General features: G+C 39.9%; 20 protein-coding genes. 10 read left to right on the forward strand and 10 right to left on the reverse strand.

Annotated elements, in window-relative coordinates:
- The first annotated feature begins 188 nt into the window (after positions 1-188).
- From AC0L6R_RS00875 to AC0L6R_RS00910, 8 genes are all read left to right on the forward strand, one after another.
- A complete protein-coding gene (locus tag AC0L6R_RS00875; RefSeq protein WP_473269466.1) occupies positions 189-1067 on the forward strand; it encodes a glycoside hydrolase family 5 protein in 879 nt (292 codons plus the stop codon).
- 551 nt (positions 1068-1618) lie between these two features.
- Complete coding sequence (locus AC0L6R_RS00880; protein ID WP_473269467.1) at positions 1619-4777, forward strand: SusC/RagA family TonB-linked outer membrane protein; 3159 nt, start codon at positions 1619-1621, stop codon at positions 4775-4777.
- An 18-nt stretch (positions 4778-4795) separates the two neighbouring features.
- Entirely contained in the window at positions 4796-6460 is a 1665-nt protein-coding gene (locus AC0L6R_RS00885; RefSeq protein WP_473269469.1) for a RagB/SusD family nutrient uptake outer membrane protein, read from the forward strand.
- A gap of 66 nt (positions 6461-6526) precedes the next feature.
- A complete protein-coding gene (locus tag AC0L6R_RS00890; RefSeq protein WP_473269470.1) occupies positions 6527-7387 on the forward strand; it encodes a glycan-binding surface protein in 861 nt (286 codons plus the stop codon).
- Positions 7335-7760: a glycan-binding surface protein gene (locus AC0L6R_RS00895; protein ID WP_473269472.1), complete on the forward strand. Its 426-nt coding sequence runs from the start codon at positions 7335-7337 to the stop codon at positions 7758-7760. Before AC0L6R_RS00890 ends, AC0L6R_RS00895 begins: the two co-directional genes overlap by 53 nt.
- Positions 7761-8048: 288 nt before the next feature.
- A complete protein-coding gene (locus AC0L6R_RS00900; RefSeq protein ID WP_473269473.1) occupies positions 8049-11387 on the forward strand; it encodes a VCBS repeat-containing protein in 3339 nt (1112 codons plus the stop codon).
- Positions 11388-11395: 8 nt separating this feature from the next.
- On the forward strand, positions 11396-13180 hold the full coding sequence (locus tag AC0L6R_RS00905) for a glycoside hydrolase family 9 protein (protein WP_473269474.1): 1785 nt from the start codon (positions 11396-11398) through the stop codon (positions 13178-13180).
- Between the two features lie 96 nt (positions 13181-13276).
- Complete coding sequence (locus tag AC0L6R_RS00910; protein WP_473269476.1) at positions 13277-15178, forward strand: sialate O-acetylesterase; 1902 nt, start codon at positions 13277-13279, stop codon at positions 15176-15178.
- 45 nt (positions 15179-15223) lie between these two features.
- On the opposite strand, the gene AC0L6R_RS00915 is transcribed toward AC0L6R_RS00910, so the two are convergent.
- On the reverse strand, positions 15224-16291 hold the full coding sequence (locus AC0L6R_RS00915) for an alpha/beta hydrolase (RefSeq protein ID WP_473269477.1): 1068 nt from the start codon (positions 16289-16291) through the stop codon (positions 15224-15226).
- A 4-nt stretch (positions 16292-16295) separates the two neighbouring features.
- Positions 16296-16883: a hypothetical protein gene (locus AC0L6R_RS00920; protein ID WP_473269478.1), complete on the reverse strand. Its 588-nt coding sequence runs from the start codon at positions 16881-16883 to the stop codon at positions 16296-16298.
- A 284-nt stretch (positions 16884-17167) separates the two neighbouring features.
- On the opposite strand from AC0L6R_RS00920, the gene AC0L6R_RS00925 reads away from it, so the two are divergent.
- Positions 17168-17737, forward strand: a complete 570-nt coding sequence (locus AC0L6R_RS00925) for a hypothetical protein (RefSeq protein ID WP_283413237.1) — start codon at positions 17168-17170, stop codon at positions 17735-17737.
- 314 nt (positions 17738-18051) lie between these two features.
- Here the strand turns inward: AC0L6R_RS00925 and AC0L6R_RS00930 are convergent, their stop codons facing one another.
- Positions 18052-18369: an antibiotic biosynthesis monooxygenase family protein gene (locus tag AC0L6R_RS00930; RefSeq protein WP_473269479.1), complete on the reverse strand. Its 318-nt coding sequence runs from the start codon at positions 18367-18369 to the stop codon at positions 18052-18054.
- Between the two features lie 547 nt (positions 18370-18916).
- On the opposite strand from AC0L6R_RS00930, the gene AC0L6R_RS00935 reads away from it, so the two are divergent.
- The gene (locus AC0L6R_RS00935; protein ID WP_473269480.1) at positions 18917-19831 is read left to right on the forward strand and encodes a DUF4097 family beta strand repeat-containing protein; all 915 of its coding nucleotides are present in this window, start codon (positions 18917-18919) and stop codon (positions 19829-19831) included.
- A 138-nt stretch (positions 19832-19969) separates the two neighbouring features.
- Here the strand turns inward: AC0L6R_RS00935 and AC0L6R_RS00940 are convergent, their stop codons facing one another.
- From AC0L6R_RS00940 to AC0L6R_RS00970, 7 genes are all read right to left on the reverse strand, one after another.
- Positions 19970-21166, reverse strand: a complete 1197-nt coding sequence (locus AC0L6R_RS00940; RefSeq protein WP_473269482.1) for a hypothetical protein — start codon at positions 21164-21166, stop codon at positions 19970-19972.
- Positions 21167-21220: 54 nt separating this feature from the next.
- Positions 21221-21688, reverse strand: coding sequence for a peptidase associated/transthyretin-like domain-containing protein (locus AC0L6R_RS00945; RefSeq protein ID WP_473269483.1), 468 nt, complete (start codon positions 21686-21688; stop codon positions 21221-21223).
- 142 nt (positions 21689-21830) lie between these two features.
- Entirely contained in the window at positions 21831-22805 is a 975-nt protein-coding gene (locus AC0L6R_RS00950; protein ID WP_473269484.1) for a FecR family protein, read from the reverse strand.
- Between the two features lie 12 nt (positions 22806-22817).
- Entirely contained in the window at positions 22818-23399 is a 582-nt protein-coding gene (locus AC0L6R_RS00955; protein ID WP_473269486.1) for an RNA polymerase sigma-70 factor, read from the reverse strand.
- A 244-nt stretch (positions 23400-23643) separates the two neighbouring features.
- Positions 23644-24855: a hypothetical protein gene (locus AC0L6R_RS00960; RefSeq protein ID WP_473269488.1), complete on the reverse strand. Its 1212-nt coding sequence runs from the start codon at positions 24853-24855 to the stop codon at positions 23644-23646.
- A 98-nt stretch (positions 24856-24953) separates the two neighbouring features.
- Entirely contained in the window at positions 24954-25184 is a 231-nt protein-coding gene (locus AC0L6R_RS00965; RefSeq protein ID WP_283413245.1) for an acyl carrier protein, read from the reverse strand.
- Between the two features lie 295 nt (positions 25185-25479).
- Complete coding sequence (locus AC0L6R_RS00970) at positions 25480-26757, reverse strand: sugar isomerase (RefSeq protein ID WP_473269491.1); 1278 nt, start codon at positions 26755-26757, stop codon at positions 25480-25482.
- Positions 26758-26786: the final 29 nt, after the last annotated feature.

The raw sequence follows: 26786 nt of genomic DNA on the forward strand, positions 1-26786 counted from the left end.
TTTCAGAATTAGGTTTACACAAAGTTGAATTGAATCTATTTATTGCTGATTCAATTTCGACCAGAGGGGATGCTGGAAAGCGCAAAATTCAATTCACTTAACGATCATTACCCATATTGGTAACAATCAATACCCATGTTTGAATATAGGTAGGTGTATAATTGGACATCAATTAACAACCCTAACTAATGAAAAAACTCCTAATTATAGCAGGATTGATTTTATCATCTTGCACAGAAGCGTCAGCGCCTGACCCAGTTCCGACGCCTCCAGTTTCTAACCCAGATCCAACGGGCGAAGTCAAATTTTTTGGACAGCTTAAAGTGACTGATGGCAAATTAACAGACGCTAGTGGATCAGCAGTGATGCTTCGGGGGGTAAGCTTTGGATGGCATAATTGGTGGCCAAGATTTTATAATGCTTCAGCTGTAAAGTGGCTGAAAAGCGACTGGAATACCAATTTGGTGAGAGCAGCAATGGGAGTGGACCCTGCTGGTGCCTATCTGGAAAACCCTGAGTTTGCCCTTCAAAAAATAAAAGCTGTAGTAGAGGCTGCCATTGCAGAGGACATCTATGTGATCATTGATTGGCATAGTCATGACTTGTATCCTGAGCAGGCTAAGGAATTTTTTGCAGAAATGGCGCAAACCTATGGCGAAAATCCCCACGTGATTTATGAGCTTTTCAATGAGCCGGATTATGAAACCTGGGCCGAAGTGAAAGCTTACAGTGAAGAGATTATTACTGAAATCAGGAAATATGATCCAGATAATTTGATTTTGGTAGGATCTCCTACCTGGAGTCAGGATATACATTTGGTAGCAGAAAACCCCATTCAAAATCAGGAAAATCTTATGTATGTTCTTCATTTCTATGCTGCGACGCACAAGGACTATTTGAGAGACCGTGCGGAGAAAGCCTTTCAGGCAGGTCTTCCAATTTTCGTGTCTGAGTGTGCAGGCATGGAAGCTACCGGTGATGGACCTATTGATGCAGCCTCTTGGGCGAATTGGTTGAATTGGATGGAAAGTAGAAAAATTTACCTGGGCAGGCTGGTCCATAGCTGATAAAGATGAGACTTGTTCCATGTTACTACCAGTAGCTTCCTCAGAAGGAGAGTGGAAAGAATCTCAAATAAAGCCTTGGGGAGCAGTGGTTAGAAATGCACTTAAAAAGAATTTGGAATAGACTAGAGATAGACAGAAATAAAATAAATCTCTTTGATCTAATTTTTCAGCCATTGAAACTGAAGATAATAGCCTAAAAACCTTGATTTCAATCGATTTCATAAGGGTTAACATTTGATACCCCTAATAAAAACATTTGAATACCCTATGCAGAGATAAGTCAAACTACATTTATTCGGATCAAAAAAATAAACCCAAAAACCTGATCTAATTTCTCATCTATTGAATTTTTCAAAATTCAATTCGTACTGAATAGTTATGTTCAGTATTAGGAATTCATCTCAGTTTTTGGTGTTTGTAGCTAAGATTTTTAAACAAAACCCAAACTGAATGAAGCATATCAATCTATTACAACCTTCACAATTTGCCTTGGGAATACCTTTTCCCGCTCAAAACCTATATACCAATTTCTTACAATTAAACCCCTCATGATGAAAAAACTATTACCGATTTGGCTCATGCTTCTGGTAGGTGTAGTTCAGGCTCAAGTTACGGTCACTGGTACCGTAAAATCTGAAGCTGATGGACTTGCTTTACCAGGTGTAACAGTGCTGGTGAAAGGAACCACCACTGGTGTAGCAACTGAAGTTGATGGAACGTATGCAATTACGGCTCCTTCTTCACAATCTGTCCTTGTCTATAGCTTTATTGGCTATAAGTCTCAGGAAGTAGTAGTAGGTAACCAATCTACAATAAACATTACCCTGGAAGAAGATATGGCTTCTCTGGATGAAGTTGTGGTAGTAGGTTATGGTACTATGAAAAAACGTGATATGTCAAGTGCACAGGTTTCTGTGACTTCTGAAGATATAGAGCGTACGGTCAATACAACCATAGAGCAAGCCCTTCAAGGTCGAGCTGCCGGTGTGTATGTCACTCAAAATACAGGTGCTCCTGGAGGAGGGATATCAGTAAATATTAGGGGTATCAACTCCATCAGTGGAACTAATCAGCCTTTGTATGTAATCGATGGTGTACAGATTCAGCCTTCTGCTGTTTCTTATGGTAATACCTCATCTACAAATCCTTTGGCAGGTTTGAATCCAAGTGATATAGAATCAATGGAAGTTCTTCAAGGTCCTTCAGCAACAGCAATCTATGGTTCTAGAGGTACAAACGGTGTAATTATGATTACTACAAAACGTGGTAAATCTGGCGAAACCAAAATCTCTTACAACTACCTATATACGCTACAGGATAAGCCTGAGAATCTAGAGGTGATGTCATTGAGTCAATATGCAACTATGACTAATGATATTCGCGAAATAACAGGTGGTGAACCACCTGCGGCATTCCTAGACCCTTCAATTTTAGGTGAAGGAACCAACTGGCAAGATGCGCTCTTCAAAACTGCGCCGTTGAATAAGCATAATATCACCCTAACTGGTGGTGATGAAAAAACCCAGTTTTTCATCTCCGGTGAATACTTCAATCAGGAAGGTGTCGCGATAGGATCTTCATTTGATCGTTATTCTATCAGAACGAATATCGACAACCAGACAAGAAAATGGTTGAAGCTTGGCTTAAACCTTCAGCTTTTCCACACGGATGAGCAATTGGCAACCGGTAGCTCTGATGTAATTAACAATGCGATCCAAATGGCTCCAAATGTACCAGTTACCAATCCTGATGGATCTTGGGGTGGTGCGGATCCTGTCAATGGATCTAGCTTGCAGTTTACGCCAGCTAACCCAATCGCTTTGGCTAACCTTTTGGATAGAAGTTACAAAAGAAGAGGCGCTCAGGGTGGTTTCAATGTTGAGATTGATATAGTGAAAGGTTTGAAGTTCAGAACTATGGTGAACACGAACATCAACTATAATAACGGACACTTCTTTACACCTACCTACACATTGGGTGTAGTGACTAATGATACAAATACACTATCTCAGGAATCCAGCAATAGCTTTTACTGGAACTGGAATCAGATGTTGACTTACAGCGCAGTTTGGGGCAAGCATGCCTTAGACGTGATGGCGTCTCACGAAGCACAAGAATCTCAGTACGAGTTTATGAATGCGGGTAGAGTAAACTTCCCGTCAAATGATCTGCAAGAACTGGGTCTTGGTTCAGCTCAAGGTGCTACCAATAGTGGTGGAGCCAGTCACTGGGCTATGGAATCTTACTTTGCGAGAGCAAATTATACCTTCAATGAAAAGTATATCTTATTAGGTGCATTCAGAGCAGATGGATCTGCGAATTTCGGCCCTGAGAATCGTTGGGGTTATTTCCCTTCTGTATCCGCAGCATGGAGAGTTTCTGAAGAAAGCTTCTTGCAGAATGCTACATGGATGGATGAATTGAAAATTAGATTCGAAACAGGTCTTACAGGTAACCAAGGTGATGCGGGTGCAATTTTCGCCCCTTTAAGCTCTCCAAGTATTCCTACTCCTTGGGGTGGTGGATTCCTGGTTTCCAGATTCGGTAATCCAAACTTGAAATGGGAAGAAACTTCTACAGTGAACTTGGGTTTCAACTTGAACATGTTCAACAATAGAATCCAAGTTGAAGGTGATTTCTACTTGAAGAAAACTGATAACCTGCTTTTGCCTAATCCACTACCTTGGTACATGGGTACTTCGGCTGAAGGAAGTATAGGTACGCCAACAGTTAACATTGGTGCCTTGGAAAACAGAGGTTACGGTATCACGATCAACACGATCAATATCGATAATAGAGCAAGTGGATTCTCATGGAGTTCCAATTACAACTTCTCAGGATTCCAGACTGAAGTAACCAAATTCTTCTCTGAATCTGCTTTTATCGATCGTACAGCGTGGTGGTTAAATAATTTTACAGCTAGAGCGCAGCCTGGCTTTGCACCTTGGTTATTCTACGGATATCAAGCTGATGGCTTGTTCCAAACTATTGAGGAAGTAGAATCTTCTCCAAGACCAGTAGACAACTCTGGAAATCCTATTCAAGTAGATCAGGATAACGGAATCTATGTAGGTGATATTAAGTACAAGGATCTGAATGACGATGGAGTAATTGATGAGCGTGATCAGACTTTCATCGGTAATCCTTGGCCAAAATTCACCTTTGGTATGACTCAGCAATTCACCTACAAAGGATTCGCACTTGATGTGTTGTTTACAGGAGCACTTGGAGTAGATATCTATAACTACAACAGATTCCTGAACATCAACCCAAACAATGTAAACTTGGGTAGAAACATGCTGTTGGAAACCTACGATTATGCAAGAATTGAAATGGATCAATCAGGTAATCCTTTTATCGCCAATGCAGGAACAGAAGTGCCAAGAATTACCGGTACAGACCTCAATGGTAACGGAACTAGAATCTCAGATAAGTTTGTAGAAGATGGTTCCTATGTAAGGATTAAAAATATCAACCTTTCTTATGTGGTTCCTAATGAATTGTTAGGAAAACAAAATATTGTTAGAGGTCTTAAAGTAGCCTTCGGTGTCCAAAATGCATACACATTTACCAAATACAAAGGATATGACCCAGAGGTAGGTGCTTCAGTAGGTAATAACGTGTCAGCAGGTAACCAATTGATCGGTGTTGACTACGGTAGATACCCACAAACCAGAATGTATACGTTCAGCTTAGGTGTTGACTTCTAATCCAAAAATCATAAACAAATGAAAACAAACACGAAATTCCATAAAATAGTCCTTGGAGCTACTTTGCTACTTGGAGGAATGGTGGGCTGTTCAGAAGATTTCTTGGATAGACCCCCATTGGACGCAATCGTAGATGCTAACTTCTATAAAACGGACGATCAAATTTTAGCAGCTTCTGCGCCATTATATAACATTGTATGGTTTGCCTACAATGATAAAGCCAGCCATGGTATTGGTGACGCGAGAGGTGGTACACTTACCTCAGGATCGTACCAGCTAGAAAATGTGCGATTCAATACGACTGGTGAGACTGCCGAAAACGGAGCCTCATGGAGAGCTTTCTATAATGTAGTAGCTCAGTCCAACTCATTAATAAATAACATTGATGCTTTCGTAGGTGAAAATGTGACAGAGCGAATCAAAAATCATGGTATCGCAGAAGGTAGATTCATGAGAGGTTTGGCTTATTCTTACCTGGGACAGAACTGGGGTCCAGTTCCGATCATTACGAATAATACGACTCTTTTACAGGATACTACAATCGCAAGAAATACTGAGGAGTCTGTATGGCAATTCATCATCAAAGACTTCCGCTATGCAGTGGAAAATCTGCCAGAGAGTCCCGTTCAAACTGGACGTTTGACTAAATGGTCCGCTGAAGGTATGCTGGCAAAAATGTACTTAACCAAAGCAGGTGTTGGGGGAACGAGAAACCAGTCAGACCTTGATTCTGCTGCTTACTTCGCTAAGCGAGTGATCGATAATTCAGGAGCTTCATTGCTTGAAAACTATGAGGACCTGTTCAAAACGGCAAACAATAACAATGTAGAGACACTTGCAGCCTTACAATGGACCTACAATGCAGGTCAAGCTGGCGCATGGGGAGCACAAAATTCGGTACAGGCTTTCTTAGCTTTCGGTTCTGAAATCACCGGTTTCGGTGACGGATGGGGAGGAGATATCGGAGCTTCCAAATGGATGCTAGATCTATACGATGATTTGGTGTTTGACGAAAGAAGAAAAGGAACCTTCATGTTCCCTGGTGATCATTATTCATACATTACTCAAGTGCCTCCTGGAGGTTCTGCGCAAGAGCTGAGAGTTCCTGCTAGAGGTTCAGAAGGTGGAAGAGATTATAATTCTCGTGCATGGGTAAAGAAATATGTGGTAGGACGTCCTGAGGATAACGCAGGCAAAGTTGTTCAGCAAGGAACAGAGATCAATACATACATTTTGAGGCTGGCAGATGTTTACTTGACTTATGCTGAAGCTATTTTGGGGAAAAACCCTGCAGAAGCCCTTAAATATGTGAACATGGTAAGAGCAAGAGCTGGTGTGAGTCCGCTTACATCTGTGACATGGCAAGATGTATTTGAGGAGCGAATCAAAGAATTTGCAATGGAAGGTCAAGCATGGTATGAATTTACCAAACTGCACTATTATGATCCAGCAAAGGCTTACGATATCCTTTCTAACCAAGATAGAGGAACATTCAGAGTCTATGCCGATAAAATTCCGGATCCTACTCTTTGGGAAATTGAAATTCCTGACAGCGATACATCTCCAAGATATTTTGATGTAAACGCATCGAATTTCTTAATTCCAATTCCTTCAGCAGAATTGTCTAGAGCTCCAAACTTGAGAAAGCCTGCTGTACCGTATGATTTCTCAGCAGAAAATTAATTTGTGGACTTACATTGAAATGCTAAACATATGAAAATATTTAATAATATAAGATCCTCACACTCAATGCTAGTAGCCTCAGCGCTACTTATGGTACTTGCACTTGGTGCATGTACTGAGGAGGATGAAATTAATGTTGGACCTCCAACTATTGAGCGGGTTAGAAATACAGATCCAACCACGGCAGATAGTGCATTTACTTCTGCTACCTTAGGAAGTACCTTGGCAATTTTGGGAAATAATCTATTGGGTACCCAGCAAGTGTATCTGAATGACTACCCACTGGGTGTGAATACTGCTTACGTCACTAATAATACTGTGATCGTAACGGTAGGCGACTCAGTACCAACTGTAGCTACTAATCCAAATGTCCCAAATACATTGCGATTGGTGAATAAGGCTGGTGAAGCGATTATGGAATTCCAAACACTTCCTCCAGCACCTCAGATCACACAGGTTAAAAATCAGTACGTAAAAGCAGGGGATGACTTGACTCTATTTGGCAGATATTTCTACTTCGTGGATACAGTTTATTTCCCAGGTGAAGACGCTTTTGTGACTACTGGTATCACTACCAACGCTGCAGGGTCTTCCCTAACAGTCAAAGTTCCTGATAATTTGGACTTTTCAGAAGGACAAACCATCAGAGTGGTAACTAAGTCAGGAGGTTCAGCAACCAATAGAAATACGCAGATTTATGCTGATAGAGGAATGGTTGCCGACTTTGATACCAATGGCGCATTAGAATGGCCTTGGAATTGGGGATGGGGTATATCCGGTGAGATGATTCTCCCTTCTCAGCCAGGTATTTCCGGTTTAGACGGAAATTTCGGAGGAATGAATCAGGCATTTCCGGCAAATTATGGATGGAATAATGACAAAGGTAATCAATCTTACAAATTGGGGCGGTGTACAAATTTTCCCTGAAGGTGAAGGTTATGAACCAAGTACCCCAGCCACTAATTATGATATTCGTTTTGAGGTAGCAATCAATACCACAGCCTCTATAGCTGGTTTGGAGATGCAAATCTGGTATCCAGATAGCCAAGGCAATGAATTGAGCTATAACATTCCTTTAAGCGATTTTATTAAAACTACTGATGGTAGCTGGCATACTTTGTCTGCTAATATGACTCGATTAACAAATGGATCTACTCGATTGAATACCTATGGTGACTTCTTGAAAGGAGACGGTGGTGGAGTTAAGCAGTTGAGATTGGTAGTTATCAATACCACTTCAAATGATATTCAAGCAGTATTAGGAGTGGATAATGTTCGAGTGGTTAGAGCAGTAAATTAAATAGTATAGCATAAGAGGTTTATTAATTCAATCTCCGGGGCAGAGTGTTCTGTCTCGGAGTTTTTACTAAAACCTAGATAGTCTCTTTAACCGCAGAGAATGCCAATATTTCGTAGAGAGCGCAGCTAATTAAATTCTCTATTGTTGCAGTGAAAAAATGGGCTATAGATCGAGAATGACCTAGGCAGCTTCAAAAGCTTTCTAAATGATCACGAGCGATAGAACTCCACAGGAAAGGGTAATTCGGTCAACTTTCATCTGTCTTCCCGCCCGATCAATAAAGAAATTATGATCATTTTCCCCAGTAAGGGAAATCACAAAATCAATAAATCACTGAGCTTGACACCCCAACTCACATTTAGAAAGAATGCACTAGTAAAATCACTCCAAGTCATGGCACTGGGAGCTGTATTTTTCATTTTCTCCTGTCAGGATAAAAAGGAGGAAAATCCACACACACTTTTTGAATTGGTAAGTTCTGATTCTACTAAACTTGCTTTTACTAATCAGATCAAAGAAACTGAGGTAGCTAATATCCTTACCTACCAATATTTTTACAATGGAGGCGGAGTAGCAGTAGGGGATCTTAACAATGATGGCCTTGAAGATCTTTACTTCACAGCCAATCAAGGTGAAAATAAGCTTTTTTTGAATCAGGGTAACCTGAAATTCCGGGATATTACCTTGGCAACAGGGACAGCTGGCAGAGCTAATGGCTGGACTACTGGCACAGCAATCGTTGATATCAACGGAGATGGCCTAAAAGATATTTATCTCTGCTATTCTGGTGATTTATCAGATGATCAGCGAAGAAATCAATTGTTTGTCAATCAGGGATTAGACAAGCAAGGAATTCCGTTTTTTAAAGAAATGGCTGCTGACTATGGATTGGATGATCCGGGGTTCAGTACCGCAGCATACTTTTCAGACTTAGACCAGGATGGGGATTTGGACATGCTCCTTCTCAATCATAATCCGAGATTATTCAGTAATCTCAATATCAATGCGTTCGAAACCATGCTGAATTCGGCAGATTCGATGAGCAGCACCAAGATTTTCAAGAATGAAGATGGAGTTTTTAGAAATATCACCAAAGAATCGGGATTAACAGAGACGGGCTTGAGCTACGGGTTAGGTGCTTCGATCGCAGATTTCAACGGAGACGGCTATCCTGATATTTATCTTGGAAATGATTACTCAGCTCCGGATTATCTCTACATCAATCAAGGAGATGGTACTTTTATCAATAGAGTGAAGGAGGCTATCGGTCATACCAGTCTTTTTACGATGGGAGTGGATGCAGCTGATATCAATCGCGATGGGAAATTGGATCTGATCAGCTTGGACATGCTTCCAGAGGATAATTCAAGGCAGAAATTACTTTTCACTCCTGAAAACTACGAACACTATAACCTCTTCCTAAAGGCAGGTTTGCATCATCAGCTGATGCGAAATATGTTACAGCTGAACAATGGCGATGGAACATTCTCTGAGATTGGTCAATTGGCAGGAATAAGTGCTACAGATTGGAGCTGGTCGCCATTATTCGCAGATTTTGACAACGATGGTTTTACGGATCTTTTCGTCAGCAATGGGTTTTTAAAGGATTTTACCAATCTGGATTTTATCAACTATAGAAATGAATACCTGCAAAATGAAAAGGTTTCTGCTGCAGGGATCAACGCGCTGATAGAGAAAATGCCCGCGACCAAGGTTGGAAATTATGCCTTCAAAAATGTCAACGGAATTCAGTTTGAGAATCAATCTAAAAGTTGGGGACTGGATACTCCGGGAAATTCGAACGGAGCCGTTTATGCAGATTTAGACCAAGATGGGGATTTGGATTTGGTAATTAATAATCTTAATGAACCAGCCCAAGTTTTCAAAAATATGACTTCTGAGCGTTCTAAATCCAATTTTCTCCAAATCAAACTCAAAGGTCTTGAAGGAAATCAGGATGGAATTGGTGCTCGCGTAACAGTCTATCAAAATGGAATTATCAACTATCAAGAGCAGCAGATATACAAAGGCTACCAAGGAAATGTGAGTTCCATCTTGCACTTTGGTTTGGGCAATGCGAAAGTAGATTCAATCGAAGTACGATGGAAAAACAGCAAAATCAACAGGATAAAGTATGCCGACATCAATCAAATTCTGGAAGTTTCTGAAGCTGATGCCGAAATAGAATATAGAATTGAAGCTAAAACAGAACCCTATTTTATTGCATTGGGGGAGTTTTTGATTGATAAAAAAGTAACTCTTCCGAATGATTACAAGCGGCAAAGCCAGTTGCTCTATAGCCTTTCAGAAAGCAAAGTTTCTATGCTTTCAGTGGATTTGAATGGTGATGGTATAGATGAAATAATTGTATCTGATGGATCATCGATCAAATCCTATCCAAGAGAGGCTGCGGGATACAAGGAGAAATTTGAATTGCTTTATTCATCTGAAAACCCAACCATTACTTCAATGGTGGCATTGGATGCAGATGGAGATTCTGATCTGGACTTATATGTCGCCATAGGCGGGTACTTTGATTTGACAGAAGGGGACGAAAGGCAGAAGGATGTGCTTTTGATCAATAAAGGAAATGGCGTTTTCACCGAATCCCCTTTCGACTTTGGTACATTTCCCACAGAGTTTGTCTCGACTTGGGATGCCAATGGAGATGGATTGGAGGATCTCTTTGTAGGTGCAGGATATTCACCTGAAAGATGGCCAGAATCAGTTTCTAGCCAAGTATGGATCAATAAAGGCGATGGTTCTTTCTCACCGATTTCACTCGGTTCTATTTCCAGAGTCAAGGCTTCCCAAACCTATGACCTAGATCAGGACGGGCTTGATGAGCTGATTGTTGCATCTGAGTTTGATAGAATCCGAATTCTGAATCTTAAAGAAGGGAAAGTTGTAGATCGCTCGGAAGAGTTTTTGCCCGGTGGAAAAACAGGACTTTGGTCTGCTATTTTGATTCAGGATCTGGATGGAGATGGAAGTCCAGAAATGATCGCTGGAAATTGGGGTTTGAATTCCAGATTGCAAACTGACGAAAATAATCCAGTTCGGATCTATTTTGAAGATTTTGACAATAATGGATCAGTTGATCCCCTGATGACTTTTCCGGTGATGGGAGAGGAGTTCCCTTTCTTTTCCAGAGATGAATTAGCTGCCCAAATGTACAAAAAGAAGGCCATGTTCCCTTCTCACGAGTCATTTTCCAAAGCTAGAATCCAGGATATTCTTACTGCTGATGAGCTAGAAAAAGCCAACAAAGTGGAAGCTCAAAATTTGGAAACGAAGATGTTTACTTTGAAGAATGGGCTTTTCCAAGAAATAGCTTTACCCACTATTGTTCAAGCATCTCCTATTCAGGTAGTAAATGCATTGAAAAAAGGTGCTGGATATGATTTGATATTTCTGGGAAATCAATTGGAAGCAAGATTGAAAATCGGAAGAATCGATGCAAACCCTGGATGGGTTTTGAGGAAAAGTGAAGATGGGGAATGGAAAGTTTTAAAGCGAGAGAACAATGGGATGGATTTGAAATCAAATGTCTCCAGTTCTTTGAATTTTGATAATACACTCTGGGTTGGGATTCCCAATAAAGGAGCTTTTAGATATCTATTTTAATTGAATCAATGAGTAATAATATTTTATATATCAGTCATTTAAGAAAAAGGACTGCTACTGCGGCAGCATTATTTTTCTTGATCTTTATTATAGGATGCAAAGCTCCAATGATTGATGAAAGTCTACCTGTGGATGAAGCTATTCGTCTCAATCAGATTGGCTTTTACCCAAATCAACAAAAATTGGCTGTGATCTTAAACCATGAAGACGTGGAAGATTTTGTGATATGGGACACGGCCGGAAAAAACATTGTATTTGAAGGAAAGGTAGCTCAGACTATTAAACAATCATTTTCCGGAAACAACGCTAGAATTGCTGACTTCTCTGCATTTACTGAGGTTGGAAATTATACGCTAGTTTTAAACGGCGTGGGAAAATCTTACTCATTTCAGATCCATCCTCAAATCAACCAAGAACTAGGAAAAGCTAGTATAAAGGCATTTTACTTTCAAAGGGCAGGTTTGGAATTGGACCAGAGTCAAGCCGGTATTTGGGCTAGACCGCTGGGACATCCTGATGATCAGGTGATGATTCATCCTTCAGCTGCTTCCGGTTCTAGAAAGCCTGGAGATTTGTTTTCATCTCCAAAGGGATGGTATGATGCCGGAGATTACAACAAATATGTAGTGAACTCAGGAATTACAGTAGGTACCCTGTTGTCCCTTTATGAGGATTATCCAACTTATTTTGAGAAACTCGAGTTGAATATTCCAGAATCAGGGGATCAAATTCCAGATTTGCTGGATGAAATTCGCTGGAATATGGAATGGATGCTTTCAATGCAGGATCCTGCTGATGGGGGAGTTTATCATAAGCTAACTACAGCCAAGTTTGAAGGAATGGTTGAACCTCATTTGGCAGTTTCCCAGCGTTATTTTGTAGCCAAAAGTACCACCGCGACTCTGGATTTTGCAGCAGTGATGGCTCAAGCTTCACGTATTTACAAGGCCTATTTTCCTGAAGAATCAGTGATGTATTTGAAAGCAGCAGAGAAAGCTTGGAGTTGGGCAAAAGCGAATCCGGATGTCCTCTACAAGCAAAATGAATTGAATGAAGCTTTTGATCCAGATGTAGTCACTGGTGCATATGGGGATAATAGTAGCGGTGACGAATGGATATGGGCTGCATCCGAGCTTTTTATCACCACTCATAATTTAACCTATTGGGAAGAGTTGGCTAATGCTGATCAAAGTTTCAAACTTCCATCCTGGAACCAAGTGGCTTGGTTAGGTTATTACTCACTACTTAGGCATCAAGACCACATTACTTTACTGCCACAAGAATGGATAGCAATGCTAAAAATAAACCTGCTCGCTGCTGCTAGAGAGCAAATTGAAGGGACAGAGGAAACGGCTTTCAACACTCCCATGGAAACCGATTCTAAGAATTTTATATGGGGTTCTAATGCAGTTGCGGCTAATCAAGGAATCCTGTTGATAAGTGCTTTTAAGCAAAGTAATGAGCGTATATTTCTTGAAAAGGCATTAGATAATCTGGATTATATCCTTGGCAGAAATGCTACTGGATATTCCTATGTTACAGGTTTTGGAACGAAATCTCCCATGCACCCGCACCATCGATTAGCCACTTCCCGACCTGATCTACCTCCTTTGCCTGGTTTTATGGTGGGAGGCCCAAATCCACGGCAACAAGATGGGTGTAATTATACCAGTTCCTTCCCGGATGAATCTTATACAGATGAAAGTTGCAGCTATGCGTCAAATGAAATTGCAATTAATTGGAATGCTCCATTTGCTTATTTAGCCAATTCATTGGAAGCGATTAATCAATAAATTCTGGTAGAACGTGTTACGCTCCTTTATAAAGGGTATTATGTTTAGATGTTTCAGATTTTTTAGGCATTTTTCCATTAGAATTAATAAAAATCTATGAAACATACCTGGAAATTATTTACCCTTCTGATTTTATTTTCATGTGAGTATTCAAAATTTGAATCGGAAGTTACCTTGCCTAGGCTGTTTGGCGATGGCATGGTTTTACAACGGCAAGAGGCCATTTCTGTTTGGGGGAAGGGTATTCCAGGAGAAAATGTCCGTGTAAGTTTGGCTGGAGCAATTACAAGTGGAACTGTAGAAGCTGATAGTACCTGGTTGTTGCAATTGCCGGAATTGGTTGCAGGAGGACCTTTTGTTCTTGAGGTTAATCGTCAGAAAATCAACGATGTATATATTGGTGATGTCTGGGTAGCTGGAGGTCAATCCAATATGGAATGGCGATTAAAGTCTCAGGTAATTGGTGCTGAAAAAGAATTTGCAGAAGGTGGAAACCAAGAGATCCGATTTTTTAAAGTTCCTAACTCATATAGTGCTGAGAAACTGGATGATGTAGTGGGAGGAGAATGGAAAATCGCTGATTCAGTGAATATGAAGGATTTTTCGGCTGTAGCTTGGTTTTTTGCGAAGCGAAATAATCAAGAAATGAAAGTGCCTGTAGGAATCATAGAATCCAATTGGGGAGGTACACCTGTAGAAGGCTGGACAGATGCTGAGATATTAGTTGAGATGGAAGGTTCCTTTCTGGCTCAGGCAAAAGACGTGGTAGAAAATAGAGATGCTTGGGTTTCAAAGCTGCAGGAGAATGAGATGAATCAGCATTTGCGGGACTCTATGGTGAGCAACCCCGATACACTTGCGGCTAGGAATGTTTCCTCTATAGATTATGATGATTCAAGTTGGAGAAAAATAACCTTGCCTGATGCCAATCCACTGCAGCATATTGCTTGGGTTCGTAAGAAATTCAATCTTAAGGCAACGGATGAGGTAAGCTTACATATTCCCACCATAGACCAAATGGCTTATGTGTATCTGAATGGGAAGTTGCTCGAATACAAAGACTGGGGAGTCTCATTGCCGGAAATAGCAATTCCTTCAGAAATGCTGCTAAAGGGTAGCAATGTGTTAACTATTCGAGCTATAAATACTTGGAATAATCAGCCTAGAATAGGTCAAAAAGGCGAAATGTATCTGTTAGAATCGGGCAACAAAGTATCTCTGGAAGGAACTTGGGCCTATTCAAATTCAATTGTAGAGCCTCATCTACCAAAAGTTGAATTTTTTAATTGGATGCCTGGAATGATGTACAATGCGATGATTGCACCCATTGCTAAATACTCGATTAAAGGTGCGATTTGGTATCAAGGCGAAAGCAATGCAGGTCGTCATGAGGAATATAAAGAGCTATTTTCTACAATGATAACCAATTGGAGAAGGGATTGGGGGTTAGGAGATTTCCCTTTCTTGTTTGTTCAACTGGCAAATTTCATGGAGAGAAAAGATGTACAGCCTGATAGTAATTGGGCGTTTTTAAGGGAGGCTCAGGCCCAAACTTTGGAATTGCCAAATACGGGAATGGCTACAATTATTGACATAGGGGAAGCTGAAGATATACATCCTAAAAATAAAAAAGACGTAGGGGAACGACTTTGGCTCCAAGCCAAAAAAGTTGCTTTTAAAGAGAAGAACCTTGCTTCCGGACCCCAATTTGATTCTCTATCTAGACAAGGCAATGAATTATTAGTCAAATTTAAATCTATAGGCGAAGGTTTGAAATTAACTGAAGGAGAAGAAGTGAAAGGTTTTATTGTAGGTAAAGATAATGGTGATTTTCAACAGGTTTCCGCCATGATTTCTGATAAGTCATCTGTAAGAATAATGCTTCCTGAAGGATTGGAAGTTGGTGAAATTCGCTACGCTTGGGCGGACAACCCGGAAGTAAATCTTACAAATAATTTAGGTCTTCCCACTGAGCCGTTCAGAGCAAAGTTTGAATAAAGGAAACGAAAAAGACCAAGTTTACAGCTTGGTCTTTTTTGTTATTTATTCAATTTTTCCCATCGAATCCTGAATTTTCAGAAGATCATCAATTTTCTCCTGATACTCCGGTTTAGCTGGGATTTTCACCACATTTTCTAAGAAGTCAATTGTACTAAAAAGAACTCCTTCCCAGTCACCAGAGGTAATAGAACTACCTATTACATGGTCTGCTGCATTTGGGAATGCTTTCTTTCTTTTCATTTCAGATGGGGTACTGAGTTGATCATACATTTCCAGCATTTTTGGCACCGAGACCACATCATCCTGGTTTTCCTTGTTTTCGTAATAATAAGCTAGAAACAAGGGCTGTTTAATTTTACTGAAGGTGCTTTCATTCATATTACTGTATAGGATGATTGCCAGACTTTCGTAAATATTCATGTGGTAATCTTCTGACCAATACATCGCTTTTTCACCTTCTCTATCCTGATGAATTATTTTATTTTTCATCATTGTCCATTGCATTAATTTTTGCATCCATGGAGAGAAAAATGCAGAAAGCTTTTCACCATAATCCCTAACAGCCGGAGAATATACTGCTACTGCCTTGATATCAGGTTGTTGACTAGCCAAGAGTAAAGTCAATGCGCCTCCCATGGAGGTTCCCACTACTATTACCTCATCTCCGAGACTCTTTCCGATTTGGTATGCCTCACCGGCAGCATTTGCCAACGCCTGTGCACTTACATATTCTAATCCATTCTCTCTTCTTATGCCATGATCTGGAAGCCTTGTTACAAATAGATTGGCACCAAAATGTGCTGCTAAAAACCTGTGTACTGGATCTCCTTCCATTGGACTGGCCCCAAAACCATGGATATATACAATGGAATACGGAGTCTTGTGCTTATTCAAACTATCTGCCCAGACGATATAGGCTTCATTACCAGGTTTTAGGCCAATGACTGTGTCTTCCCGCTGGTTGACGTAGTCTTGCAATTCTGTTAAGCGAGTAGGAACCTGCGGATAATCTATAGTTAATTCTTGATCCTGAAGCTTAGGACCCAGCATGTAAACAACGGCAAGTACCATTGCTGCGGCAAAAAAGCCAAGTAGGATTTTTCTAAGCATAAAATCAGTTAGTTAAAAGTACTGGAGAGGTGGATTCTAAGATTTTAGCTGAGCCATCTTTAAGAATTAAAACCGTTTTGGTTTTCAATTGACTTTTATTGCTAGGCTGGAGATCGACTTTGAGCTTATACTGACCCGTAGTTCCGGTAAAATTCTTTAATTCAGAAATTTTAATATCCTCGTGTGTGCTTACTAAATTAGATATATCTGTTCCTGCTTCTTTCCCTCCATAGGGCGCAAGCAATTCTATTCTAATGCCCGTTATATTTTGAAAATTTAAATTGGGAGCGCAGGAAAGAGCATACGCCATTCCCGGAAAACTCGCGCTAGTTGGAGCTTCAGATACTACTTCCCAATTAATTCTAAGGTAAACATTGAAGTCTTTAAAATTCACTGTATCAGACTCCGTAGCGGACGCACTATTTTGGGAAGGTTCATAATATAAAGATATATCCCTTGCATTTACCTTACTTGAACCACCACATTCACCAAAAGGGTTGATTTCGGGATCATCAACACATGCTACAAAAACCATCAGCACCATATAGGCAGAAACCATCGCTACAGTCAAATTCAGTTTTTTTGTATTCATACTAGTAATCTTTTGTCAGGATAATAATTTTCAATACGAATATCAGCTTTTCTGCCAGAAAGCAGGCAAGGACAATTTTGATTGTTAAACATATTAGTTTTAGCAGCTTAGAAATTAGAATATCCTGCAAAATAAGCCGTGAATCTCTGCTGACTGGCCTCATTGCGAATAATCATAATTTTCAATATTTAAAAACTAATAAAACAGTAAAATATAATCAAATCTAAACATCTATTTAGAGCAAATAGCGTTTATTCGTATTAATATATCTTAAACAAACATTTATGAAACATTTGATCCTAGGATTGCTATTGCTTATAAGTACTCAAGTAGTACATGCACAAGAGAGCGAACCCAAATTGGCAACTCAGTCAATTTATATGGAATTGGGTGGACCAGGACTTCCTTATAGTTTTAACTATGATTTCCGATTTGATAAAACTAGAATTGACTCTTGGGGAATGCGAGTAGGCTTTGGAGGATATGCTGTGGATGGAGATTCATTTTTTTCTCTTCCAGTAATGGTGAATAAGCTTTACGGAAAAGGAAACCATTTTTTTGAAATGGGTTTTGGAGCCACTTTTTTGGCATTCAATAATCAAAATTACTACTACGAGAGTTGCTATTATGACGGTAATGGAAATTATGTCTGCGACTCCTATTCAGAAAGTGGTTACACCAGTTTTATTCTTGATATAGATAGTTCTCCTTCAATTATGGGCGTGATGAATTTTGGCTATAGAAGAGTTCCTACTGATGGCGGTTTTATGTGGAAAATAAACTTGAATCCTATATTTAATAACAATGGGTTTTGGCCTCTATTTGCAGGGGTTGGACTCGGATATGCCTTTTAAACAAACTACTTGAGCTAAATACGTTTATAATTATATCCGCTTTAGTTCCAGTATGAAGTCAATAGCAAAAAAGGATATCTTAAACTTAAGAATTGTGGCCAGTTCAGCCTGTCCCGCCAGTGCGGGAGTCATCGGTCTTCCGACCTGATAAGCAAAGAATTTAAGGTGACTGGCATCTTTGCGGATAATCATATAAGTTTAATTCTAAAATAGGCTTAGGGTAAAAAATCCTAAGCCTATTTTAGTAAATAAGATCCTGACTTATTTTTACTGAAGTAATTGAAAATCAGTTCGGTTCAATTGTTAATTGAACTTCACAGGGAGAAATCGTAATCCCGTTCTACCAAGCAAATTCTTGTTTTATATGCTGAATACCATTTTTCTCTTCCCATTCTTTGAGCAAGGAGATGGTCGGTTTGCTGTTTCCAATTTCTAATGGCATCTAAGTTAGACCAGTAACTGACAGTAATTCCTAATCCATCTCTAACACTTTCATGGCCAAGGTAGCCTATTTGAGCATCAGCTAAGCGCAACATTTCTGCAGCAGTTTCTTCGTAACCATCTTCAATTTCTGTTCGAATATTTGAAAATATAACCGCGTAGTAGGGAGGGGCTGGAGTTGTAGCTATCATTTTTTTAATAGTTCAATAAGGGTAAATGTAAAGTAAGCTGTCCTTACTATATCTGCTTGAGATGAGTTAAGGTTCAATTTCAAATATTTCAGATTAAAGATCATTGAAATAAGGTTCTAATTTTCAATACTATGTAAATCCGTTTTTCTTATTCTTAGGTGGCAAAGGCAATATAAGATATGTTAAACTTAAGAACTATGGCCATTTCTGCCTGTCCCGCCACTTCGGGAGTCTTCGGTCACTAATTCTGAGCGAAGCCGAAGTACCGGTCTTCCAACCTGGTAAAAGCAAAAAATCTAAGGTGACTGGCATCAGTGCGGATAATCATATTCTATAATATGGTTAATGTGGTTTTTGGCTTTTCAAAGGAAATGGATAGATAAACTCCAATGGTCAATTGATCTAAATCAAGGAATATTTTATTTAGAAACCTGAAATTCAGCTCGGCGTACTATGGTATGCAAGCAGACTAGTTAAAATATATTTTCAACAGTTAATTCTGAAATGCTATCTGTTTATGAGAACAAAACAAAGTAAATTTCGATTAGTGGCAATTGCACTAGTGAGTACTACAATTGCCTCTTTGACGTCTTGTGATACTAACCTTGAGTTGGTGCAGTCAATCAATGAAGAGTTCACCGACGTGAATTCAATAGAAATAGAATCATCCTTTTTGGATGTATCCTATATAGGAAATCCTGATATGGAGTCTGTACAGCTAATTGGGGCTTTGGAATCCAGTAAAGCTGGAAATTTTGCGATCGAATACAGAGTGGATCAGAATACGCTGATCATAGAAGTAGTAAGACATGGAATGGGAGGCGGAAACAGCCGCGGATATATTAATCTAACGGGACCTCAACATATGAATATGAATTTGGAGGCAGGTTCAGGAAATATTCAAATTCATCAAGTGACTGCTCAGAAATTTGAATTCGATGGAGTTTCTGGAAATATTGAACTAGGTGATATCAAAGCACCGCTTTTGGGATTGAAATTAAGTTCAGGTAAGATTAATGCTTATGATCTCATTGGAGATGTTGAGTTGGAAATTTCTTCTGGGAATGCAAGTATTTCCAATCAAGAAGGAGATTTGAATGCAGTAGGATCAAGTGGGAAGTTTAACTTCAAATTGATTAGTGGAAAGGTTAATAGTTCTTTAAACTCAGGAAATGGAATTTTGAACGGAGTTCAGGAGCTAGGCAAATTGAAGATTTCCTCAGGAAATTATACTGTTAACAATTCTTACTTTGGTTCAAATACTCAATTTGAAGGATCTTCTGGAAATTTTGACATACAGACAAATTCCGATTTGAGCGATTTTAACTTTGATCTTAAAACCTCCAGTGGAAATATTAGAGTTGGAGGTAGTAATTCTTCTGGCAGTTTGAAGATAGATAACGGGTCTCCTTATACCGTGTCAGGTGTTGTTTCAAGTGGCAACATTAAAATAGGGAACTAGTGAAAAGTTGTTTTCACATCACCCAGAAACCCGGCTAAGGCCGGGTTTTTTTGTTCAGGTAATTGCCGGATTTTTCAGAGTAATGCCGAACCATTATAGACCTGATGTTTTGTAGAGGAATAGAAGAACTGCTTAATGTTAAAAAATCACTTGCAACCCACCACTAACGCCTCCATAACTCCTGTAAATGCCATTTAACGTAGTTTTTTCCAGGATATTCCAACCTTTGGTGAAATCCTCCTGCCCAGGATCTAGGAAGGCAAAATTCAAGCTCGGGCCAGCAAAGATTCGCAGATGATTCCCGAATTTAAAGCCAGGGAAGAGTCGAAAAGACTGAATGTGGTTTGCTACTTCCACAAAATCACTTGCTGTAAGCGAGACAAATTCTGTGTCCAAAGAAAACTTCTTTTCAGGAATCAGATGAATACCCAATCCTGCTTCAAGCCCGATTGGAGTATCTATATCTCTAAGGTTGTATGCCACTCCGAGAATTCCATACATTTTTCTGCCACCTGATCTAAAGTCAAAATGCGTGAACCCAGACTCATCAATGGAAAGTCCAAGATTCTTCTCTCCATTTTTTATGAAGTTCAACAGGCCAATAGGATAATCACTTTCCTGGGCACTATTGATCAAAGCAAATTGAAATCCATTGACAACTTTGGCTCGGTTGTAAATGGAGGTTATTTGATTGTCAACAGACTCTCCTGCGATATTTGATATGCCCGCTAACTGGAAGCCAGCTGATTTTGAGGTATTATTAGTGATTCCGGCAAGTTGAAAATGTCTGGATTGATCAGCATGATTTACAATTCCGGCAATTTGCACCGTAGCTGTATCTTTGACATAATTGGCTATTCCGCCTACCTGAAGGCCTTTTACATTGCCCTTTACTTGATTTAAAATTCCTCCAACTTGCAGTCCATCTACGTTTTTGTACACAGAATTATAAATTCCACCTACTTGCAAGCCTTTGGAACTTCCCCCAACCAAGTTGAAAATCCCGGCTACTTGTAGTGACTTAACATCCCGCTTGTTGATGTTAAAAATCCCAGCTACTTCCATTCCTTCGATTCCAGCTGTATATCCGCCGATTAGGTTGAGCGAAAACTTGCTAATCGTCTGACTGCTGAACATTCCTTTGGTACTCAAACCTGGAATCAAGGACATTTGCACAGGGCTTTCAGCAAAGAAATTTCCCATGTTGATGCCCTGAAGCCTTTGCTTAAAACCTATAAAAGCCTTTCCTAGGAAACTCTCTTCTAGGGATTTTGTAGCACTATCACCAGGAATGTATCGGAATCTACGGTTCTCCTTCTCTGCTACAATACTCACCGTTGGCAAAAGCAAAAAGGTGGTATCACGATAATTTTCCTTGCTCAGGGTAAGCTAAATTGAAGAATCCTTCTTTTTATATTTTAATTTGAAATAGCCATTTTTGTCCGTCAGGGTGGAAGCAAGGCTGTTTTTATCATAAATACTCGCTTGGCTCACCACCTCTTGTGTCTGTACATTTTTGATGTAGCCCTTTACCGTTACGGTATTGAATCGGGTATCCATTTCTGCATCCAGATCTAGCCTTTCGGGAGCAAATCGAATGATAATATAGCCAGGGAGTTCCTTGTATTCATAGTCATCTCCCAGTTCTTTCAGTAAAAAATCGCCTATGGAACCTGAGAATTTGGGGGCTTCCAGCGTTTTGTACAGTTCCAAAAGGCTGCTTTCGTAGGAAAAATAGAAATTATTTTGGGCAGAAAGGGAGTCAAGCATTTGCCGTAAACTCAATTCTTCATCTGATTCTATTTTGATTTTCTTTTCAAGCATCATTTGTGAAAAACCTTCTAATGAACACAGCAAAAAAACCAAGGTTAGGAGACAGAATCTAAAAAATGAGTTGAATCGCAGCATTGATAACTTAGGATTAAAATCTGGGGTAATTTAACAAAGTAAGGACTATGATTTTTTCAACCATAGTCCTTTATTTCCATGAGAAAGTTTCTTACTGTATGATTATTCTCCCGCTTTGTCGAACGATTGTGAGGTTTAGCGTTTCTCTTAGCACTTCAAGATTCTTTTCTAGTGAGCCATATTCCAGCGTGGTGGTGATGGTCAATGCTTTTAATTCTCCTCTAGCAATTTCTATGTTTGAATCGTAGGCTTCATTTAATGACGCGACTAATTCCTGCAACGGAATTCCATCAGCTTGGAATCTTTTGCTGACGTAATAATTGTAAAGGTTATTGGATGGCGTAGTCTTCAGCATTTCTCCGGTTTCCTGATTTACAGAAAGTTTTTCTTCAGGTTTTAGAACTTCTTTTTTACCATCAATCTCAACTTGTACTGAACCAGTAACAACGATTACCTCAGTGATATTTCCAGTTGTTTTTACATGAAAACTTGTTCCAAGCACAGTGATTTGAACGCCTTCAGATTGAATTACAAACGGCTTATTTTCATTCCTTTTCACATCAAAAAAGGCTTCTCCGCTTTTCAGGTTAACTATTCTTTGGCTTGCGAATAGCTTTTGGGAATAATTTAAAGCAGTATTCTTGTTTAACGTGATCTGGGTTCCGTCAAGTAACGGAACTTCGATAGGAGAATCTTCTGACTGTAGTTCAACGGAGCTAAAATATGCTTTTCCCGATTGCGGTAGGAATGTCGAATAAACCCAAGCGGATACGAAAATCAAAGTAACTGCAGCTGCTACTCTAACCCAGTTGCTCTGTAAAAAGCGTTGATTCGACTGCATTTTTTTAGCTTGTGGTTTGTCTCTAAGCTGTGTGAAATTCCGCCAAGCGTGGTTTTCATCCACTTCGCTTTTCTCCAAAAGCAAGCTACTGGAATCCCAGATCCACTTGATTTCTTCAAACTGTTTTTGGTTTGCTTCATCTTCCGAAATCCATTTCTGTATAGCTTTGGTCTCCTCGGCATCACTTTCCTGAAGCAAATATTTGATCAATTTTTCTTCGTTCATGGTTTCCATAGCTTATAGATTTATCAAAAACATCAAAAGCAGCGGAAGAAATTCTGCGAGTTCCACTCGCAAAGTTTTCAGTGCTTTTCCCATATGTGCTTCCACCGTTTTGATGGAGATCTCCAGCCGATCGGCTATTTCTTGGTACTTCAATTCCTCAAACCTGCTAAGGTTAAATACCATCCGACATTTCTCTGGCAGTTTTTCCAAAGCCAAATGATAGCGCTCATATAATTCATTTTCCTGGCCCTTTATCTGCTCGCCGACCTGCTCAGGTTTGCCCTGAGTCATTTCGTAGTGTGCATGGTCCCAATGCTTTCGTTTCACTTGTAGATGCTTGATGTGGTTCAGACTGTCGTGGTAAACAGCTCGGTAGAGGTAAGCCTTTAGCGAACTGCTGATTTCTAAGGTTTCCCGCTTTTCCCACAGCTTAAGAAAAACGCTCTGTACGACTTCCTCGGCAGTTTCCGATTCTTTGAGAATCGCCATGGCATAGGCATGCAAAGCCTTAAAATAGGTTTTGAAAACGGCCTCGAATGACTCTTCATCAACGAGTGTGGGAGGGTTAGACGGATTTAAGTGTATCTCAGTCACTTTCAATTTTTTGATGCTTTCATTAAAATGACAAGCTGAACAGAATTTACCCTTAGTGCATTTGGTAAAAATACTAAGATTTTACATCAGAGTAGGCTGGAAGACAGTAGACGGAAGACCGAAGTTGGCTCAATTTCATTGATTAGCCGAAAAAGTGAAGGATTTCATAACAGCCGCTTTTAAATAATAATAGGGCTATGATGCTTGAATTCTTCCGACTTCAGTCTCCTGTCTTCCGTCTAATTTAAAACCTCACATTAATTCCCGCAGTAAAACCCAATAAGGCCGCGTGGTAATTTTCTCTCCAAGTCTCATCCCAAATTGTCAAGCCAGTATGATCTACAGCTTCAATATCACTTGAATGCATATAGGAGAGGCTCGGTCCAGCAAAGAGATGTATGCCTTGGGAAATCTTCAAAGTTGGAAGTAATTGAAAGCTGAACTTGGAGAAATCGCTGCCTTCAAAATCTGTCAAATATTTGCTGACTCCTTCTACATCTAGTCTGAAATTTCTGGATTCTGCTAGATTTAGACCTAAACCAGCTTCAAAACCGTATTTCAGGTCTTTTGCTTCCAAATTAGTTCCTAATCCAAGGATTCCATAAACTCGCTTTCCACCTGAGCGAAGAGTCAAAAAGGAATTGAAGTTTTCATCTATGGAGACACCTAATCTATGATCTCCATTTTTCACAATGTTGATCAAACCAATCGTCACATCACTGCTATCAGCGATATTGATTAATCCTATTTGCATTCCTTTTACCGTTTTAGCCTGATTGACAAGTCCGGAAATCTGAACTCCGTCTACGTGCTCAGCTACATTGGAAATTCCTGCTATTTGGACTCCTTTGACAGTTTTCGATAGAGTTGCAATGCCAGCTATCTGTGCTCCATCTATTTTGGGAGAAATACTTACGATCCCCGAAACCTGCATTCCAGTCACTGATTTTGAAAGACTGGCAATACCAGAAGCTTGGATTCCGTCAATCTGATTTGCAATATTTGAGATTCCAGCAAACTGCCCCCCATTTACCAAAACTGCCTTATTGAAGATACCTGAAGCTTGGAAAGCCGAATCGCCTAGGTTAATATTGCTTAAACCAGCTATCTGAGCTGCTTCACTAGCTTCGGAACTTTGATTCAGTAATCCAGCGATTTGAGCGCCGACAACTTTTCCAGTGACATGATTCCAAAGTCCGGAAATTTGAGCTCCGTTTACATCTCCTTTGACCATTCCTGCCAATCCATAAATAGCCGCTCCATTTTCTCCTCCGGAGAGTCCTGTGAGCACGTGTAAACTGAAATTGTTGGTGTAATTCGCAGCTTCAGTTCCATGGGTAGAAATGGGGTAGAAAATACCAAGATGCGCAGGACTTTTTTCTTGGGCAAAGCAGATTGAAAAGAATATAAAGAAGATAAGTGAAAAGAGAGATGATTTCAATGCTAGAGTTTTCATTAGGGTGAATTTTAATATGTCCACAAGCCATAGGAGACAGCATAGCGTGCTTTACTTGGCGTTGTAATTGTATTTGTGTAGTGGGTTTTCCTAAGCAGTTAGTCAAGCAGCAAAGCGATCAGTTGGGATGGGGCATCCACATTGATGACTTTATAGTCCTCGAGCTCTATATTGAGAGCATATTCCAATTCGTAAATCAATCCATTAAGGAAGATTTTGTCCATTCTTAGGTCAAAGATGAAGTGGTCGTGCTTTCGAGCACCAGTTAATACGATTCCGTATTCGCTGAACACTTGAGTGATTTTTCTGAGTTGGCTATATTTTCCCATGTTGTCATTTTTGTGATGTTACGTCTATGACAGCTCGGGTGGAGATTACCCTTAGTTAGGATTTAAAAAGTCAAAAAATAAGAGCCGCACTTATAGTACAGCTCTTTGTGAAATTTAATATGGATGTTTTTTTATTTATATCCTTTTTTCCACATGTTATAAGATTAAACCAAATAAGGATTTGGTTAACACTAGGAGTGAGGCAGCTTCGGTCACCGGTCACCCGTCTTCGGTCTTCCGGCCAGGTGAGTAAAGAATTAATGTCTGTTGGTAAGATTGTGGAGAATGATACTTTTTACAATCCAGAAGCTATTGATTTTAAGCCTCTTTCTTCAATTAGAGTTTCTCTTACTTTAAGTGATCGGAAAGCTTTGATTGGATCAATTGCTCCTCCGGATCTGCGCATTGCTTCGGCAAGTAATGGACGGAGATCTGTTCTATAGGCATCTTGCAAAATCTCCTGCGCACCTGCCACGTCATGGACTTCCTGAGCAGCTTCTAGATTCTTGCTGTCTACCAAAAGTGCCTGTGCGTAGGCTAGCTTAATGGCCTGAACGGACTGAATTAAATCTTCCATTGGATCTTTTAAATTGTGACTTGCATCGATCATCCATGAAAGTGGGGGATTATTCGTTTCGCTAAAACCTTTCACCAGTTCCTGAAAAATCAGGAATAATTGATAGGGTTTTACACTTCCAACTGTCAAATCATCATCTCCGTATTTAGAGTCATTGAAGTGAAATCCTCCCAGTTTTCCTTCAGTCATCAGTGTTGCCACGATCTGCTCAATATTCGTGTTTGGAAGGTGGTGACCTAGATCTACCAGCGTATAAGCCTTTTTACCAAGCTTATTAGCTAGCAGAAAAGACGTTCCCCAATCCTGGATCACTGTGCTGTAGAAGTTCGGTTCGTATGGCTTGTATTCAATTAAAAGCTTCCAGTCTTCTGGAACTGCTTTATAGATTTCCTGAAGGGATAAATGCGTGTTTTCCAGCGCTTTTCTCAAACTATGCTGCCCAGGGAAACTGCTTCCATCTGCCAGCCAAACAGTCAATGCTTTGGAACCCAATTTCTCTCCAATCTCTATTACCTGCTTGTTATGCTCCACAGCTAATTCACGGACGGCAGTGTCGGAATTCGCCAAAGAACCAAACTTATAGCTATGCGTTTGGTCTGCCTGATCTTGAAAAGTATTGGAATTGACAGCATCGAAGCCTATTCCAACCGCTGATGCACTATCTTTTATCGCTTGGTAATCGTTTGGTATGTCCCAGGGAATATGCAGGGAAACGGCATTACTCGATTGGTTTAACGCATGAAGAATTCCCACATCCTGAATTTTCTGAATCAAAGTAGCAGGTTCTCCACCTCCGGAAAATCTCCCGAATCGTGTTCCTCCTGTTCCCAGTGCCCAACTTGGAATGGCTATTTGAAGTTCTTGAAGTTTGGAAATCAGTTCTTCTACATTATTTCCCTTTTTGTCTAGGCTATCAGCAAGGAATTCAAAGCTTCTGGTATGGTCGGCGCTAAGAGATGTATTTTGAGCTTGTATTTGATCTAATGTAAGTTTCATTGTTTTAGATTTTAACCGCAGAGGACACG

Source organism: Algoriphagus sp. 10J20-15 (genome assembly GCF_055809615.1).